Origin of the sequence: Apibacter sp. B3546 (genome assembly GCF_009827885.1) — a bacterium.
Taxonomy (GTDB): domain Bacteria; phylum Bacteroidota; class Bacteroidia; order Flavobacteriales; family Weeksellaceae; genus Apibacter.
On the sequence record NZ_WINW01000035.1, the window covers coordinates 141,055 to 157,379 of the forward strand.

Here is a 16,325-nt window from a genome sequence, read left to right on the forward strand (position 1 = left end):
ATACTAATATGAGTCTATTCAATGTATATCCTATTTACTCTGTAACCCCTGTTAAAGCATCAGGTTGTACCGTATGGGATGAAAAAGGAGATGCCTACCTTGACTTTTATGGTGGGCATGGGGTTATTTCCATCGGTCATTCACATCCAACGTATATAAAACATGTAACTGAACAAATCAATTCCATAGGATTTTATTCCAATTCAATTATCAATCCTGTTCAGAAAAAACTGGGTAATTTATTACCTCAAATTTGCGGATATCCCGACTATTCGTTATTCCTCTGCAATTCAGGAGCAGAAGCCAATGAAAATGCTTTAAAATTAGCCTCTTTTCATACCGGAAAATCAAAAGTTTTAGCCTTTAAAAACAGTTTCCACGGGCGTACTTCCGCAGCGGTTGCCGTGACCGATAATCCAAAAATTATTGCTCCTATCAACGCTCAACAGGAAGTGGTATTTTGCGAATTAAACGACATTGAAAGTGTTAAAAAAGAGATTGCTAAAGGGGAGGTATCTTCCGTAATTATCGAAGCTATTCAAGGAGTGGGTGGATTGGATGAAGGAAGCACTGAATTTTTTCGGGAATTGGAAAAGGTTTGTAAAAATAATAAGGTAGTTCTAATTTTGGATGAAATTCAATGTGGATATGGACGATCCGGTAAATTTTTTGCCCATCAACATCATGGAATCAAAGCAGATATTATATCGGTAGCGAAAGGGATGGGAAACGGATTTCCTATCGGGGGGATCTTAATTTCTCCTGAATTTACTTCTTCTTTTGGATTATTAGGAACTACTTTTGGCGGAAATCATCTCGCTTGTGCCGCAGCATTAGCGGTTTTAGAAGTTATGGAGGATGAAGATATTTTAAGCAATGTTCAAAAACAATATGAATATTTCATTAAAAAATTTTCTTCACTATCGAAAATTAAGAAAATTAAGGGTAAAGGATTAATGCTGGGATTAGAATTTGATTTCGAAGTCGCAAATCTCCGTAAAAAATTAATCTATGAAAAAAAGATTTTTACAGGTAATTCCAATAATAAAAATCTACTGCGTGTGCTTCCGCCGTTATCTATTTCCAAAAATGAAATTGATATGCTTTATGACAGTTTACAGTCTTGTCTTTAACAACCTTATAAAATAAGAAATAATGAAAAAGTATACTTCTGTCGATGATATTACAGACCTAAACGAGATGTTAAATTTGGCTAAGAAGATTAAAGCTGCTCCTTTAGCTAACCAAGTTTTGGGAAAAAATAAAATTTTAGGGCTTTTATTTTTTAATCCGAGCTTAAGAACGCGATTAAGCACACAAAAAGCAGCTCGCAATCTGGGTATGGATTGTATGGTTATGAATTTAAACACAGAAGGCTGGACATTAGAATTTGAAGATGGAACGGTAATGGATGGTTCTGCTTCCGAGCATATAAAAGAAGCTGCTAAAGTTATATCAGTTTATTGTGATATAATAGCCATTCGAAGCTTTCCTACTTTAAAAGATAAGGAAAAAGACGAAGCGGAAACAGTCATTTCTTCCTTCGTTAAATACGCCACCGTTCCGATCATCAGTTTAGAAGGGGCTACAGAACATCCTCTACAAGCTTTGGCTGATGCGTTGACCATTGAAGAATACAAAAAAACGGAACGTCCTAAAGTGGTATTGAGTTGGGCTCCACACCCAAAAGCCCTTCCTCAATCTGTTTCCAATTCATTCGTGAAAATGATGAAAAAAATGGAGGTGGATTTTATTATTACTCATCCGGAAGGATACGAGTTGAACCCTGAAATTACCAAAGGTGTTCTCATTGAATATAATCAAGAAAAAGCATTTATAAATGCTGATTTTATATATGCTAAAAATTGGAGTAATTACAACGATTATGGTAAAATATTAAATGAGGACCCTCATTGGACCATTGGAAAAAGACAAATGGAATTGACAAATCACGCTAAATTCATGCATTGTTTACCGGTACGAAGAAATATGATTGTAACTGATGACATATTGGACAGCGATGCATCGATTGTTATACCTGAAGCAAATAATCGAACGTATTCTGCTCAAACCATTCTTACTCGAATTCTGGAAGGGCTCACATAAATATTAATTATTTGATTTTTGGTAAAAAACAGATATTTAACTAATTACTAACAAACAACCCAATAAGTTGAATATGGAAAAGAAAAAATTAACCGTTATAAAAATAGGAGGAAATGTAATTGATAATCAAAAAGTCCTTACTCAATTTTTACAAGATTTTTCTAAATTGGAAACCCCAAAAATTTTAGTCCACGGAGGGGGAAAAGCAGCTACAAGATTAGCGGGTAAATTGGGAGTTGAATCGATCATGATTGAAGGACGAAGAGTAACCAACGAAGAAATGCTAGATGTGGCAATAATGACATATGCAGGACTTTGCAATAAAAAAATTGTAGCTCAACTTCAAAGTTTACAAACCTCTGCTATCGGGCTAACCGGTGCAGATGGAAATTCTATAGTTTCGAAAAGGAGAGAAAATAGCGCTTATGATTATGGATATGTAGGGGATATCATTGAAATTAACTCCGAATGGATTAAATTTTTACTCGATACCGATACGATTCCTGTATTCTGTGCAATTACCCACGATAAAAAAGGACAGTTGCTTAACACGAATGCTGATTCCATCGCTCAATTTTTGGCTGTGGCCCTATCCTCTTTTTATGAAACCACTTTATTGTATTGTTTTGAAAAAAAGGGTGTTTTACAAAATATTGAAGACGAAAATAGTATTATTAAAACGATAAATTACAGTTCCTATCAACAATTAAAAAAGGATAATATTATTCACTCGGGTATGATCCCAAAACTTGATAATTGTTTTGAAGCGCTGAAACAGGGAGTTAAAAATATTATTATTTCTAACCCTGAAATAATTAACAACTTTAATCATTCTCATACTTGTATTACCTTATAATTAAGTCTTATGAAAACCATTGAACAACTAACATATGAGGCAATTGACTTGTTAAAAAAATTAATTGCAACACCCTCTTTTTCCGGAGAAGAACATCATACCGCTTTATTGATTGAAGCTTGGTTCAGACATCATTCAATTCCTTATGAAAAAGAGAATAATAATATATGGGCATATAATAAATATGTAGATAAAAACAAACCTTATTTACTGCTGAATTCTCATCAAGACACTGTTTTTCCTAACAAAGACTATACTCATAATCCTTTTGATGCCATTGAAAAAGAAGGTAAAATATTCGGTTTAGGTTCTAATGATGCCGGAGGATGTTTGGTGTCTCTTTTAGCCACATTTACTTATTTTTATTTACATAAGAATATGAAATATAATTTAATTATGGTGGCTTCCGCTGAAGAAGAAAACAGTGGAAAAAAAGGTCTAAACAGTGTGTTGGCTCACTTGCCACCATTAGAATGTGCTATTATAGGTGAACCTACTCAAATGCAACTTGCCATTGCTGAAAAAGGCTTGCTTGTTTTAGACGTTCTCGTAAAAGGAACTGCCAGTCATGCAGCTCATAATAATCCTGATAATTCCATTTATAATGCTTTTGAGGTAATTGAATGGTTTAAAAATTTCTCATTTGAAAAAATATCAGAAGTTTTAGGACCTATGAAAATGACAGTTTCTCAAATTGAAGCAGGTAAACAACACAATCTTGTACCTGAAGAATGTCGCTTGGTGGTAGATATCCGTGTGAATGATTGTTATACAAACGAAGAGATACTATCAATAGTAAAGAAAAATTTATCATCTGAAAGGGTGATAATTACTCCCCGATCATTGAAACTTAAATCTTCTTCCATTCCCAAAACTCATCCGTTGGTTATATCCGGAATTGCTCTTGGGAGAGAAACTTATGGGTCTCCTACTCTTTCAGATCAAGCCGTCTTACAATGTCCTTCTTTAAAAATGGGGCCGGGAAATTCTTTACGATCTCACACTGCCGATGAATATATTTTTAGGGAGGAAATTGTAGAAGCAATTCCTCTGTATATAGAATTATTAAATCAAACGATCTTATAAAAGATAATTGAAACTATTAAATTTTAAAAAATGAAGCTTTGGGAAAAAGGTATACCGACTGATCAGAGAATTGATTTATTTACCGTAGGTAATGATCGGGAATTAGATATTGTTTTAGCTAAATATGACGTGTTAGGTTCATTAGCTCAAACTAAGATGTTGTATCAAGTAGGGCTTATTACGGAAAATGAAAAAAAAGAGTTATTACAAGCATTAAATGAAATACTTAAAGATATAGAAAATAATACTTTTAAAATTGAAGAGAATTTTGAAGATGTTCATTCTAAAATAGAATTTTTACTTACTGAAAAAGTGGGCGATGCCGGTAAAAAGATTCATACGGCACGTTCCCGCAATGATCAGGTTTTAGTTGATATGAACTTATATCTGAAAGATGAATTAAAAATGATTAAAGATCAAACTCGTAAACTTTTTGATCTTCTACTGGTTCTTGCAGAAAAAAATAAAAACATTTTATTGCCCGGATATACGCATTTTCAAATAGCTATGCCCTCTTCCTTCGGAATGTGGTTTTCTGCATATGCTGAAAGTTTGATTGATGATGTAATTTTACTTAATGCAGCTTTAAAAATAGTCGATCAAAACCCTTTAGGATCAGCAGCGGGATATGGTAGTTCTTTTCCTATAGATCGAACGTTTACTACTCGGGAATTGGATTTTAAAACATTAAAATTTAATTCCGTTGCCGCACAAATGAGTCGAGGCAAATCGGAAAAAAGCACGGCATATGCTCTTAGCAGCTTGGCCGGTACTTTATCCAAGTTAGCAATGGATGTAACTTTATATTTAAGTCAAAATTTTAACTTTCTTTCACTTCCCACCCATTTGACAACGGGTTCCAGCATTATGCCTCATAAAAAAAATCCCGATGTTTTTGAATTGATACGAGGAAAATGCAATAAAATACAAGCTTTGCCTTATGAGTTGACTTTGATAACCAATAATCTTCCTAGTGGATATCATAGAGATTTACAGTTATTAAAAGAAGGAATTATTCCGGGAATACAAAATTGTAAGGCATGTTTAGAAATGGCTCATTATTCCCTTCAAGATATACAAGTTAATAAACATATCCTCGATGATCCTAAATACGATTATTTATTTACCGTAGATGCTCTCAATGAATTGGTAGCTGAAGGAATTCCGTTTCGTGATGCTTATAAAATGATCGGTCAACAGGTGGAACTGGGAACGTTTCAATCTCCTAAAAAAACTACTCATACGCATGAAGGAAGCATAAACAATTTGTGTTTAGAGGAAATTAAAAAGAAAATGGATGATTATTGGATGGATTAATACATCCTATATACGAGTAAAATCAAAGTTAAAAAAGATACACTTGTCCATAAGATAACTCCCAAAAGTAAAGGTTTTATACCAATTTTTTTTAAGGTTTGCAAACTTAATCCTGCTCCTATTAAAAATAAGGTTACGGTTAGTCCTCGTTTAGCTGCCATAACCAACCCATGATCTAAAGTGCTAAATACAGGAAAGTATTGGGGTAAATAGGTATTACTTATCATGGCCGCAATAAATAAAAATATAAAGTAAGGTAGTTTTATTTTCTTATGTATATTTTCCTTATCTTCTTTAAAAGTCAATATAATCAGAAAAGATAAAGGAATGATCCATAAGGCTCTTTCCAGCTTAACCGTCGTTGCAATTTCTAAGGCTCTTGAACCATAGTGCTGTGCAGCGCCAACAACAGAACTTGTATCATGTATAGCCAACGCAGACCAATATCCGAATTGTTCTTGTGAAAGATGTATTAGATGTCCTATTGCCGGAAATATAAATAAAGCAATGGAATTTAAAATAAAAATAGTCGCTAAAGACAGGCTGGTTTCTTCTTCATCTGCATGGATAAGCGAGGCAATTGCAGCAATAGCACTTCCACCACATATGGCTGTTCCTGAAGATATCAACAAGGTTATTTTCCTATCAATTTTAAAAAATTTCCCTATCAATATTCCCAAGAATAAGGTAAGAAAAATTGATCCAACCGTTAATAACAATCCTTCTTTACCAACTTGAATTGCTGTATTTAAATTCATCCCAAATCCCAATCCTATAACAGAAAGTTGAAGAAGATAGCGCGTTATTTTTTTAGTATAGATGGGATAAGGATTACCGAAACTAAAGGAAAATAACATTCCCATCAATAACGCTAGAGGGGTGTCTATAGATACAACCAGGCAAAGTAAACCTAAAAGAATAAAAATTATTTTTTTTACCCGATCATTGGCGACTAATTTTTTCTTGGTTGTTGCTTGATTCATTGTACAAATATCCTTTAATGAATACAAATCTGCCAATGAAAAAATGTTATTCCTTATAACGATGGGTTATAATGTGAAGTAGCAAATTTTATAAAAAGATCTGAATTTCCTTCAGGAACTCCTTGCTTATAAACAAAATAAAACCAGCGTTTTATATTTATTCCCTCTATATCAATTATTTGAAATTCTCCTTTTTTTATATCTTTAGCTACTGCTGCTATGGATATAAAACCTATACTGTTGGTATGGGTAAGGTAGGACTTGATGCCTTCTGTACTGCCTAAATGCATAGCAATGTTCAGATCTTTAAGCTGTATATTGACAGCTTGGAAAGCATCTCGTATAATATCCAAACTTCCTGATCCTAATTCTCTCAAAACTAGGGGTACTTTTTGTAATTCATCTAAAGTCAAAATTTCTATTTTTGAAATTTCCTGTGAGGTGTGTGCAATGGCAACAATTTCATCTTTTAAAAAAGGAATGTATTTAAGTTGCTTATTTTTGGGTTTGCCTTCAACCATTCCTAACTCAATTTTTTTTTCAATCAGATATTTTTCAATTTCTTCTGTATTTGCGGTTATAAGAGACATTTTAATTTTCGGATATTTGGAATGAAATTGAGACATTAAAGCAGGAAGTAAATATTGTCCTAAAGTAGTACTTGCTCCTAGTTGAAAAGTTCCTGAAAAATTTTCTTTCAGTAAATCAAAATCATATTGTATTTGTTTATAAATATTCATGATTTTTTCTGAATGGATCAATAATATTTTACCGGCATCGGTAAGCTCTATTTTATTTCCTTTTCGAAGAAAAAGGGTTAAATCATATTCGGATTCCAACTCCTTTATATTTTTAGTCACAGCAGGTTGTGAAATATATAATTCCTCGGCAGCTTTGGTAAAACTTAAATTTTTAGCTACAGCATAAAATATTTTCAATCGGAAATCAGACATTATAATTTTTATTATTTCTTGCTAAGTAAATTACTATAAATATTTTATTAAATCATACAATTATTGACTTATAAAAAAAATTGAACCTATTCAAATTAACTTTTATCCTTAGATCCTGTTTTTTAACACAATAGTAAATCTATATATATGGAATAATTTTTGTTTTGGATGGGTATTAAACAATGTTAATTTTAAATAGACCTAAAAAACCAAATTATGAAACAATTAAAAAAAATTTTATGGGCTTTTGCATTAATGGGTACGCTGAGCTTTTCTTTGACATCATGTAAAAACGAGCCTAAAGATTCAGATTTAGTTACCAAAGCAAAATCCGTTATTCCTGAAGGAGTTACTATTGATGTTAAAAAAGGGGTGGCTACACTTACCGGAGAGTATAAAGATAATGACGCTAAACAAACAACTGAAAATGCTGTTAAAGCAATACCGGGTATAAAATCTGTTGAAGATAATGCAACGGTTAAATCAGAATCAGGTGATGTAGTGGTTTCTGTGGATTCCGTATTAAAATCTAAAGTAAATGATATTTTAAAAGGGTATACAGGTGTTACAGCGGATATAAATGATGGTGTGGTAACTCTTAACGGTGAATTAAATAGAAGCGAATTGCCTCGACTTATGCAAGCAATTAACACGCTCCAACCTAAAAAAATTGAACAAAAATTATTACTAAAATAGAAGTATGGCTTTACAAGATAAATACGCAGATTTAATAAATAAGGCGAAAAGTCTGGGAACAACAAATCTTTCTGTTAAAGAACAAAATAATGTTCTTTATATTGATGGAGAGGTTCCGAATGGAGAGTCTAAAGATCAGTTGTGGGCTGCTTATAATAAAATTGATCCTGATTTCAGATCCGCTGATTTAATTTTAAATATTAATGTATCACCCAATGCACCTTCTTCAAAATATAAAGTAACCACTCAAAGTTCTAATTTAAATATTAGAAAAGGTCCGGGTACGGATCAACCTATTTTAGGAAAAGCCGCACATCAATCTACGGTAACTTTTCTGAGCAAATATAACGATGATTGGTATTTAATACGTTCTGAAGATGGAACCGAAGGATATTGTAATACTGAATATTTAACGGCTATATAAAATTATTATACTTAAATATTTTTTGAGAGGGCTGGAATTAATTTTCTTGCCCTTTTTTTATCTAATCAAATATACCGGAATTATATTTATATCTTTTTAAGATTGCTTTACCTGTTGATATTATGACTTTTTAAAAAACATTTAAATTTTTTGTTTATTGTTGCATCTAATTAAATTTAGATAGAATTATAGTTTCTTAGGATTGATTTTTGCTAGTATCTTATCTAATATTTTTATTTAAACTGTTTTTATTTTTTTGTGTATAATTTTATTTTTTATTTACTATTGCCTTTGAATTTTGATCAACAGAGAACTAGTTTTATTTTAATACCTATATATTAAATGAATTTATTCGAAAAGCAATTTCAAGATATTATACATTTTTTACAGTTTGACGATTATTCTTTAGTTTTAAAGAGAATTATTGACTTAACGTTAGATACTGAAGAGATATCTTTTTATAAGAAAACAAGTGATTTACTTCAATGGGTTGATTATAATGAATCCAATGAAAAAGGAAAAAAGGAAAAATATTCTGTCATCTTAAATGAACTTTATCAATTTCTTTCTAAAAAAGAAATTCATGAACCGAAAAAACTTCTTGAAGCCGAAAAAGTTAAAAAATCATACAGTAAATCTTCTTTTTCTTTAGGTCCTATAAGCTTAAAAATTTCCGAAGGAGAAATTATTGGTTTAGTGGGAGAAAATGGAAATGGTAAAACTTCTTTGCTTAGACTTTTATGTGGAGAATTGGAAGCGACTGAGGGAAGTATATCTTATAAACTGGATTTTAAAGATCGGTATAACTTAAGAACTAAGTTGATTTATATTCCTCAAAGGCCGAATATATGGTACGGTTCTATATTAGATAATCTTCAATTTACTGCTTCTTCTTATAATATTAAGGGAGAAGAAAACGAGTTAATGGTTGATTTGATTACCTCCAGAATGGGATTGCGAAACTATCGGAAAATGAATTGGGCTAATCTTTCTTCAGGATATAAAATGAGATTTGAATTAGCCCGAATGTTACTTAGAAAACCTAAACTTTTATTGATTGATGAGCCTTTAGCTAATTTAGATATTCTTTCTCAACAAACGGTATTGGAAGATTTTAAAGCAATAGCAAAATCTCCATTCAGACCTTTGGGTATCGTTGTCAGCTCCCAACAATTGTATGAAGTGGAAAAAAATTCCGATCAAGTGCTATTCTTAAAACATGGGGAACAAAAAAATATAAAAAGTGAGAGTTCTGATAAAAAAGAATTGCCCGAATTGATTATTGAGTTTGAATCGGAATGGCCTCAGGAAAAACTTTATGCTTCTTTATCTAAAATCTCTTTACTAAGATTACAATATAATGGAGGTTCTTATATTGCGCATTTTCCTGAAACTATATCGGTGAATAATTTTTTAACTCTTTGTATTAAGGATCAGATACCCATTAAGTATTTTAGAAATATATCTGATTCAACTCGTAGATTTTTTATTTAATTCTTTTAAAAATCCGTGATCATGTTTACAAAAACACAAAAACGTTTGCTAGTAAATTACCCTATTTTATGGAATACAAAATTTGTTCCGATGGGTATAACAGTTCTATTTATTAATATTTTTTTCTTTATTACTGGTTATTTTTCCGGAGCTATTAATTTTTATGAAACGGATTATGATTTAAATAGCACCACTGTCATCTATCTTATTTCAGTTTTAGCTAGTTTATTAATTCTCATTATATGGTTAGTATTTTATTTAAAGAATAATGGCTTTAAGTCCTTTTACCCAAAACAATCTAATGCTCTATATGTGGAATGGCTATTGACTTTCATCTTACTCATCGGCAATCAATTATATCCTTACAGTTATTATCAAGGTATTACATATAAGGAAAGAGCCTTTGCTTCAAAACAACAAATCTATGAAGCTAAAAAAATATTGAATCAAATTCAAATATTAATACCTGATTCGTATAATTATTATCAATTCAATCCTATCGAGAAAACTATTGATTCTTTAGAAAAAGATCCTGATTCAACTCCCATGCACTTATCTCTTCTTAATTTTTATCCATATAATAAGGAGATTGAGCAGGTTAAAGATTGGTTAATTACCGAACAAAAGGATAGTATAAGAAATTTAATTCGGGAATATTTAGATCTTCAAAAAAAACATAGTCTTTCTACTAATCTTACTGTAAACAGTTGGATGAAAATAGTTTATAATCCACCCAATTATATTGTTACTGAATCAAATTATATTAGCAATGCAAAAAATCAAAATGATGATAACATAAAAAATTATGTGGAATTTAAAAAACTCGATTTTGCTTATCAAAAAATGTTTGACGCATATAATAATGGGAATTTTTCCAATGAGTTTATTTTAATCATTTTATATATTGCTTTAAGTTTATCTATAGCAATATTATCCTTTCGTACAACAAGTGGAAAAGCCTGGTTAATCGCATTTATAACATTTGGATTACTTATTTTTATTAACGGAATTATTTCTGTTTTATTCCGTCTATTTTCTTTTGAAATTAATGAGTATAATATCACTTATTTAATAACTATTTATTGGACATTGATACTCTTATTTATGAGCATTTACATTGTACTTAAACTCTATAAAAAAAGCGCAAAGAATAAATCAACTGTACTGATAAATTTAATTTTATGGATATTACCCTATATGCCTATACTTTATTTTACAACGTTTATGACGTTAAAGAATGAAATCGTATATTGTGAATATCTGAACCATTTTATCAGTACTATATACCTTTACTTTTTTAATCATTCTATCGTCTTTTTTTGGATTAATCTTATATTTGTAGGTATCATTTTATTCTTTATAGCTAAAATAATAAAAAACTGGAAAGCTTTGCCTGAAGAATAGATGAAATTAACCCTATTTTTTATTTTAAATGTACAAAAGATTCCCATTATCCTTGCGAATTTTTTTAGTGATGATCCTCGTTGTGGTCAGCACTATATTTGCCATGGGATTGATAACTTTTTATCAATATATAAGAATTGCGGAGGAATATAATAATAAAAGGCTAGAAAGAAAGGAACAATTAATTATAGAAACTTTCGATTATCTCATTTCCAATCGAAATACAAAACCGGAGGAGGTTAAAAATAAAATTGGCAATAAAATTTATGAAATTTCAGATATTAATAATATCGATATAAATTTTTATTCTCTGGATGGAAAATATATTTTAGGGAATAAATTACCCAATCCTAAGACTGAATTTGTTCCTAAAGAAATCTTAAAAAATCTGAATGTAAATAACGACCGTATAGAGGTTATAAACAAGCTTCCTAATTCAGAAGAAAGTTTTACGTCCGTATACAGATACCTTTACAACAATGATTATCAACCTATTACAATTATAAATTTTCCTTTTTTACATGATGAAGCATTTCTAAAAAAAGATTTTTATTCCTTATTATATAGATATTTAGTTATCATGCTTATCGTATTAATTGTAAGTGGTATTTTTTCATGGTTCTTTTCACTTACTTTAACCAGAAAAATTAAAGATATTGCTTATCGGCTTAGGGATACCGGCGCACTTACTCATAATAGACCCCTTTTATATAATTATATTGATGAAGTGAGTCCATTGGTTAAAGCTTACAATATTATGCTGAATAAATTTAGAGAGCAAACTGATGCACTGGTTAAAAAAGAAAAAGATAATGCTTGGCAGGAAATGGCAAGACAAGTGGCTCATGAAATTAAAAATCCGCTTACCCCTATGCGGCTCGAAATTCAAAGTTTTCAATTAAGATTTAATCCAGAAGATCCACAAATTCATGAAAAGTTAGATTCATTAACCCGTTCATTAATACAACAAATAGATACTATTGCCTCGATTGCCGGCGCATTTTCGGACTTTGCAAAAATGCCTGTAAAAAAGGATGAAAAGTTAAACGTAATTGAAGTTGCTAAAATTTCATTAGAAATATTTCCATCTCAACAAATTTCACTTGATACACTTGATGAATTGGTCATTTTAAATATTGATCCTAATTTATTGAACCGTATATTAACCAATTTAATAAAAAACGCTTTTCAATCGATACCAGAAGGAAGAACTCCCCATATTATTGTAAAAATCAGACAAGACATACGAATGGTTTATTTTTCTGTTATTGATAACGGAAATGGAATACCGGAAGAAATAAAAAGCAAAATTTTTACTCCTCAATTTTCGACTAAAACCAGTGGAAGTGGTTTAGGTTTAGCTATCATTAAAAAACTAATTGAAGAATATAATGGGTCTATAACCTTTATGTCTGAAGAAGGGAAAGGAACTATTTTCAAATTTGAAATCCCTAAAGGTGAATAATATTTTTAAGTTTAAAAAATTTAATATATTTCAAAATAATTCCGTATTCAAAGTAGGTACAGATAGTGTATTATTGGGTTGTTTTGCTGATATACATAATGCCTCCCACATTCTTGATATTGGTACCGGTACAGGGATACTTTCGTTAATGTGCGCGCAAAGAAATCCCATTTCTCATATTACAGCCATGGATTCTGAATACAATGCGTATTCTTTGGCCTTGGAAAATTTTAAAAATTCTTCTTTTTCTCAAAGGATCACAGGTATCCATTGCGATTTAGACCGTTTCTTTAGTGATATATTATTTGATTATATTATTTGTAACCCTCCTTATTTTAAAATTTCAGAAGTATTACATCGTAAACATCCTGTCGCCAGGCAGCAAATAAAACTTAATTATCATCTTCTTATTAAAAAATCGGCATCATTACTATCTCAAAATGGAAAAATTGGATACATTTTTCCTATAGAAAATGAGCAAGAAATACTTGAACTATCAAATAGATATAATTTATTTCCCAATCGCATTATATATATTTCAGGAATAAGAAATGGAAAAATTAAAAGAATTTTCCTTGAACTTAGCAGAGAAGATAAAAATCCTATAATTAAATACTTTGTTATAGAAGAAAAAAGCCGTATTTGGTCGGAAGAATATAAAAAATTAACATCAGATTTCTATTTATAATATCATAGAAAAGGCGTCTTTTATATGTTCAATTTGCCATCTGGAATCTTTTTTTATGATGGAAATAATATCGAACCTTACATTGACATCCATTTCTTTACAAAGCACATATTCATTTGCTGCTTTAATCAATAATTTTCTTTTTGATCTGGTTACTGCCTCTATAGGATCAATGATAGTTGTATAGTTTCTAGCCTTAACTTCTACTATTACCAACTCAGAAGCATTTTTAGCAATAATATCAATTTCCGCCTTATCATATTTCCAATTTCTATCTAATATTTCATATCCTATATCTAAAAGATAATAAAATGCTTTCATTTCTGCTTCTTTTCCAAATTCATTATGATAAGCCACACTATATTTTTTAGTTTATTAATTAAAATTATATTTATATGAAATACAAATATACTATATTTGAAAAAAAATCCTGTATGAGGAATAAGACCCTATTATTTTTTAGTTTTTTTAGTTTCTTCATTTTTTTCTCCTGTGGAGACGAAAATTTTGAACCCTATCCTAATCATGAATTTGATAACCATAAAGGCTTATTACCTTCAGAATATATAAAAACTGAAATAGATAAAAATACAGGGAATAAATTAACTGTAACTACTTCTATGCAATACGATAATTTGAATAGATTAATAAATATTAAATCGTCTATCTCAGATTCGATAATTAATATTCATATGATCACTTATAATGAAAGTAATGGTAAAGTTTATACCGTTACTACCGAGAATGCCGGAGGAACTTATTTGTATTCTTATGAATATACAGAACCCGGTATTATACTTGAGCATAGAAGTTTTAAAACAAATCCTCCTCCCGGATATCCTGAAATTGAACCTTATACAAGAACCTTAGCTGTTTCGGGCGATAAATTACTAAAAATAGAAGATCCAAAAGACGCACAAACCCATCTTTTCAAATACGACAAATACGGAAATTTAACTCAATTTGATACTACTATTTATACTTATGACATCTTAAAAGGCTTGATGAACAACGTAAAAACTCCTCATTGGTTATTTGCAGCATTCGAAGGAAATTTTCCATTCACTTACAATCTGGTTAATAATATTACCGGTGATAATAAGGGAACTGTTTATAATTATGAATATAATAAAGACTTACATCCTGATTATCCTACAAAAATTATTCTTAACAACACAGAAGAAATAATTATCAATTATATAGTTGCTAAATAAATCAAAATTTACCCTTTAAAAAATACACAAACTTTTAAATCTTAATACAATTAAATTTATTATTGAAAGTAATAAACAATAAATTATTATTCTCAAATCTATTGCATTAACTAACACTAAAAATGATTATATAATTACCTATGAGCTACATTTATAATGTAGCTTTTTGCATTTTATATCTACCTTATTAATCAATCTCAATTATAGTAACACATATAAATATCCGAATACATTACTTCAATTATTAGATTATTAAAACATATAATAGCTTAAATATTGAATCATATTTCTATTACTATTTATTTTTCTTACCCAATAAAGAATAAATTAATTATATTTGCCACTTAAATTAGATAAAATATACGATTATTTATTATTAAACTAACTTATTATTGAAAAATATAATCTTATGAATTTATTCGATAAAAAAAAAATGTTGATACCAATTTATAATGATTTCGCTATGTTTAAAGCTCCTTCTTTTTTTATTAATTATAGAATTTATCAGAATGTAAAAAAATTTATTATCCTAATTCCTTTTGAAATAAAAAAATTAAAAACTAATATTAGCAAATTATTATCTAAATGTTATTATACTTTCAAATATAATTTATTCAACTTTTCTAATTACTTGTTTTTTCCACAACCTTTCAAATTTAAAAAACAAACCTATCCATTGATTATTAAATTGTATAATTTATACGTTTCTCAAATTATTAGTAATCAATTTATATTTGCTATTTTAAGTATGAATATAATTCAATTGTATGATTATTTTGCTTTTTTTAACTACAAAATATTGAGCATCATACCATTATTTAAATTGCTAGATTTATTATCTAAAAACTTTAATAATAATATTTCAATATTTGGAAATAAAATAAAAAGAGATAATTTAGATTTACTTTTCGTACCATACTAAAGAATAGACCTTACACATACCAATTTATACTAAAAAAAGATATCTTATCTTAAATTTTATTTTTTTTACAATTATATAACTGTAAATCTAATCTTTATAGATTGATTTCAAAAGATCTATTTTATATTGTATTTATAAAAGGGGAAGATTTATTTAAATATAATATATATTATAAATACCAATAATTTTATTTTTTTGTTAAAAGTATCTTCAAAATAACAAATATTTTGTCTAATTATAAGTGATTGTAAAATAAAGAAAACTACAAAATATTATGAACAAAAAAAATTTAAAAAAAATAATAGAACAATGCATACACTATGAGGAATATGGAAAATTTACAGATTGTTTGACAATTTTACATCATTTAACTAAGCAATACCCTAAGGTTAGTTATTTTTATCATTTAGCCCAAGTATATTACAAAAACAAAAATCCGGATTTAACATTAAAATTTATAAATGAGGCAGTACTTACACAACCTAAACATAAAAAATCTTGGTTTTTAATAAAAGGTGTCTTTTATGAAGATCAAGGAAAGCTTAATGAAGCCGAACAAATGTATTTAAAAGCGTTAGATATTGATTACGATCATTTTGACTCTAGAATTCAATTAATAAGCCTATATTTTTATAAATACAAAGATTATCAGGAAACAATTAAACAATGTGAGTTCGTATTCTCCTATAAAAAATTTGAATATACAAAAAAAAAAAA

The 16,325-nt window shown here is 29.3% G+C and carries 16 protein-coding genes; 13 read left to right on the plus strand and 3 right to left on the minus strand.

What is annotated here, in order from left to right:
* The first annotated feature begins 8 nt into the window (after nucleotides 1-8).
* The 5 genes from GFU93_RS07755 (at nucleotide 9) to argH (ending at nucleotide 5,365) form a co-directional block, all read left to right on the plus strand.
* The gene (locus GFU93_RS07755) at nucleotides 9-1,133 is read left to right on the plus strand and encodes an aspartate aminotransferase family protein (RefSeq protein ID WP_160568513.1); all 1,125 of its coding nucleotides are present in this window, start codon (nucleotides 9-11) and stop codon (nucleotides 1,131-1,133) included.
* A gap of 22 nt (nucleotides 1,134-1,155) precedes the next feature.
* Nucleotides 1,156-2,106 (plus strand): N-acetylornithine carbamoyltransferase, encoded by a 951-nt coding sequence (locus GFU93_RS07760; protein WP_160568515.1) that lies wholly within the window; start codon nucleotides 1,156-1,158, stop codon nucleotides 2,104-2,106.
* A 73-nt stretch (nucleotides 2,107-2,179) separates the two neighbouring features.
* A complete protein-coding gene (argB, locus tag GFU93_RS07765; RefSeq protein WP_160568517.1) occupies nucleotides 2,180-2,962 on the plus strand; it encodes an acetylglutamate kinase in 783 nt (260 codons plus the stop codon).
* A gap of 9 nt (nucleotides 2,963-2,971) precedes the next feature.
* Entirely contained in the window at nucleotides 2,972-4,048 is a 1,077-nt protein-coding gene (locus GFU93_RS07770) for a M20 family metallo-hydrolase (protein WP_160568519.1), read from the plus strand.
* Between the two features lie 30 nt (nucleotides 4,049-4,078).
* Nucleotides 4,079-5,365, plus strand: a complete 1,287-nt coding sequence (gene argH, locus GFU93_RS07775; RefSeq protein WP_160568521.1) for an argininosuccinate lyase — start codon at nucleotides 4,079-4,081, stop codon at nucleotides 5,363-5,365.
* Here the strand turns inward: argH and GFU93_RS07780 are convergent.
* Together GFU93_RS07780 and GFU93_RS07785 are read right to left on the minus strand one after the other, a co-directional pair.
* Nucleotides 5,362-6,348 carry a YeiH family protein gene (locus GFU93_RS07780; protein WP_160568550.1) on the minus strand — a complete coding sequence of 329 codons (987 nt, stop codon included), beginning with the start codon at nucleotides 6,346-6,348 and terminating at the stop codon, nucleotides 5,362-5,364. The genes argH and GFU93_RS07780 overlap by 4 nt on opposite strands.
* A 53-nt stretch (nucleotides 6,349-6,401) precedes the next feature.
* The gene (locus GFU93_RS07785) at nucleotides 6,402-7,301 is read right to left on the minus strand and encodes a LysR family transcriptional regulator (RefSeq protein WP_160568523.1); all 900 of its coding nucleotides are present in this window, start codon (nucleotides 7,299-7,301) and stop codon (nucleotides 6,402-6,404) included.
* A 216-nt stretch (nucleotides 7,302-7,517) separates the two neighbouring features.
* On the opposite strand from GFU93_RS07785, the gene GFU93_RS07790 reads away from it, so the two are divergent.
* The 6 genes from GFU93_RS07790 to GFU93_RS07815 all read left to right on the plus strand — a co-directional run bounded on the left by GFU93_RS07790 (nucleotide 7,518) and on the right by GFU93_RS07815 (nucleotide 13,472).
* Complete coding sequence (locus GFU93_RS07790; protein WP_160568525.1) at nucleotides 7,518-7,997, plus strand: BON domain-containing protein; 480 nt, start codon at nucleotides 7,518-7,520, stop codon at nucleotides 7,995-7,997.
* A 4-nt stretch (nucleotides 7,998-8,001) separates the two neighbouring features.
* Nucleotides 8,002-8,421 carry an SH3 domain-containing protein gene (locus GFU93_RS07795; RefSeq protein WP_105297141.1) on the plus strand — a complete coding sequence of 140 codons (420 nt, stop codon included), beginning with the start codon at nucleotides 8,002-8,004 and terminating at the stop codon, nucleotides 8,419-8,421.
* 342 nt (nucleotides 8,422-8,763) lie between these two features.
* Nucleotides 8,764-9,915 (plus strand): ATP-binding cassette domain-containing protein, encoded by a 1,152-nt coding sequence (locus GFU93_RS07800; RefSeq protein WP_160568527.1) that lies wholly within the window; start codon nucleotides 8,764-8,766, stop codon nucleotides 9,913-9,915.
* A 21-nt stretch (nucleotides 9,916-9,936) separates the two neighbouring features.
* Nucleotides 9,937-11,319 carry a hypothetical protein gene (locus tag GFU93_RS07805; protein ID WP_160568529.1) on the plus strand — a complete coding sequence of 461 codons (1,383 nt, stop codon included), beginning with the start codon at nucleotides 9,937-9,939 and terminating at the stop codon, nucleotides 11,317-11,319.
* 28 nt (nucleotides 11,320-11,347) lie between these two features.
* Nucleotides 11,348-12,784, plus strand: coding sequence for a HAMP domain-containing sensor histidine kinase (locus GFU93_RS07810; RefSeq protein WP_160568531.1), 1,437 nt, complete (start codon nucleotides 11,348-11,350; stop codon nucleotides 12,782-12,784).
* Nucleotides 12,777-13,472: a tRNA1(Val) (adenine(37)-N6)-methyltransferase gene (locus tag GFU93_RS07815; protein WP_160568534.1), complete on the plus strand. Its 696-nt coding sequence runs from the start codon at nucleotides 12,777-12,779 to the stop codon at nucleotides 13,470-13,472. Before GFU93_RS07810 ends, GFU93_RS07815 begins: the two co-directional genes overlap by 8 nt.
* On the opposite strand, the gene GFU93_RS07820 is transcribed toward GFU93_RS07815, so the two are convergent.
* Nucleotides 13,467-13,829 carry a YraN family protein gene (locus tag GFU93_RS07820; RefSeq protein WP_160568536.1) on the minus strand — a complete coding sequence of 121 codons (363 nt, stop codon included), beginning with the start codon at nucleotides 13,827-13,829 and terminating at the stop codon, nucleotides 13,467-13,469. The genes GFU93_RS07815 and GFU93_RS07820 overlap by 6 nt on opposite strands.
* Nucleotides 13,830-13,906: 77 nt before the next feature.
* On the opposite strand from GFU93_RS07820, the gene GFU93_RS07825 reads away from it, so the two are divergent.
* A complete protein-coding gene (locus tag GFU93_RS07825) occupies nucleotides 13,907-14,686 on the plus strand; it encodes a hypothetical protein (protein ID WP_221411562.1) in 780 nt (259 codons plus the stop codon).
* Between the two features lie 1,196 nt (nucleotides 14,687-15,882).
* Nucleotides 15,883-16,325, plus strand: a 443-nt coding sequence (locus tag GFU93_RS07830) for a M48 family metallopeptidase (protein WP_160568540.1), incomplete at its 3' end; no start/stop codon positions are given.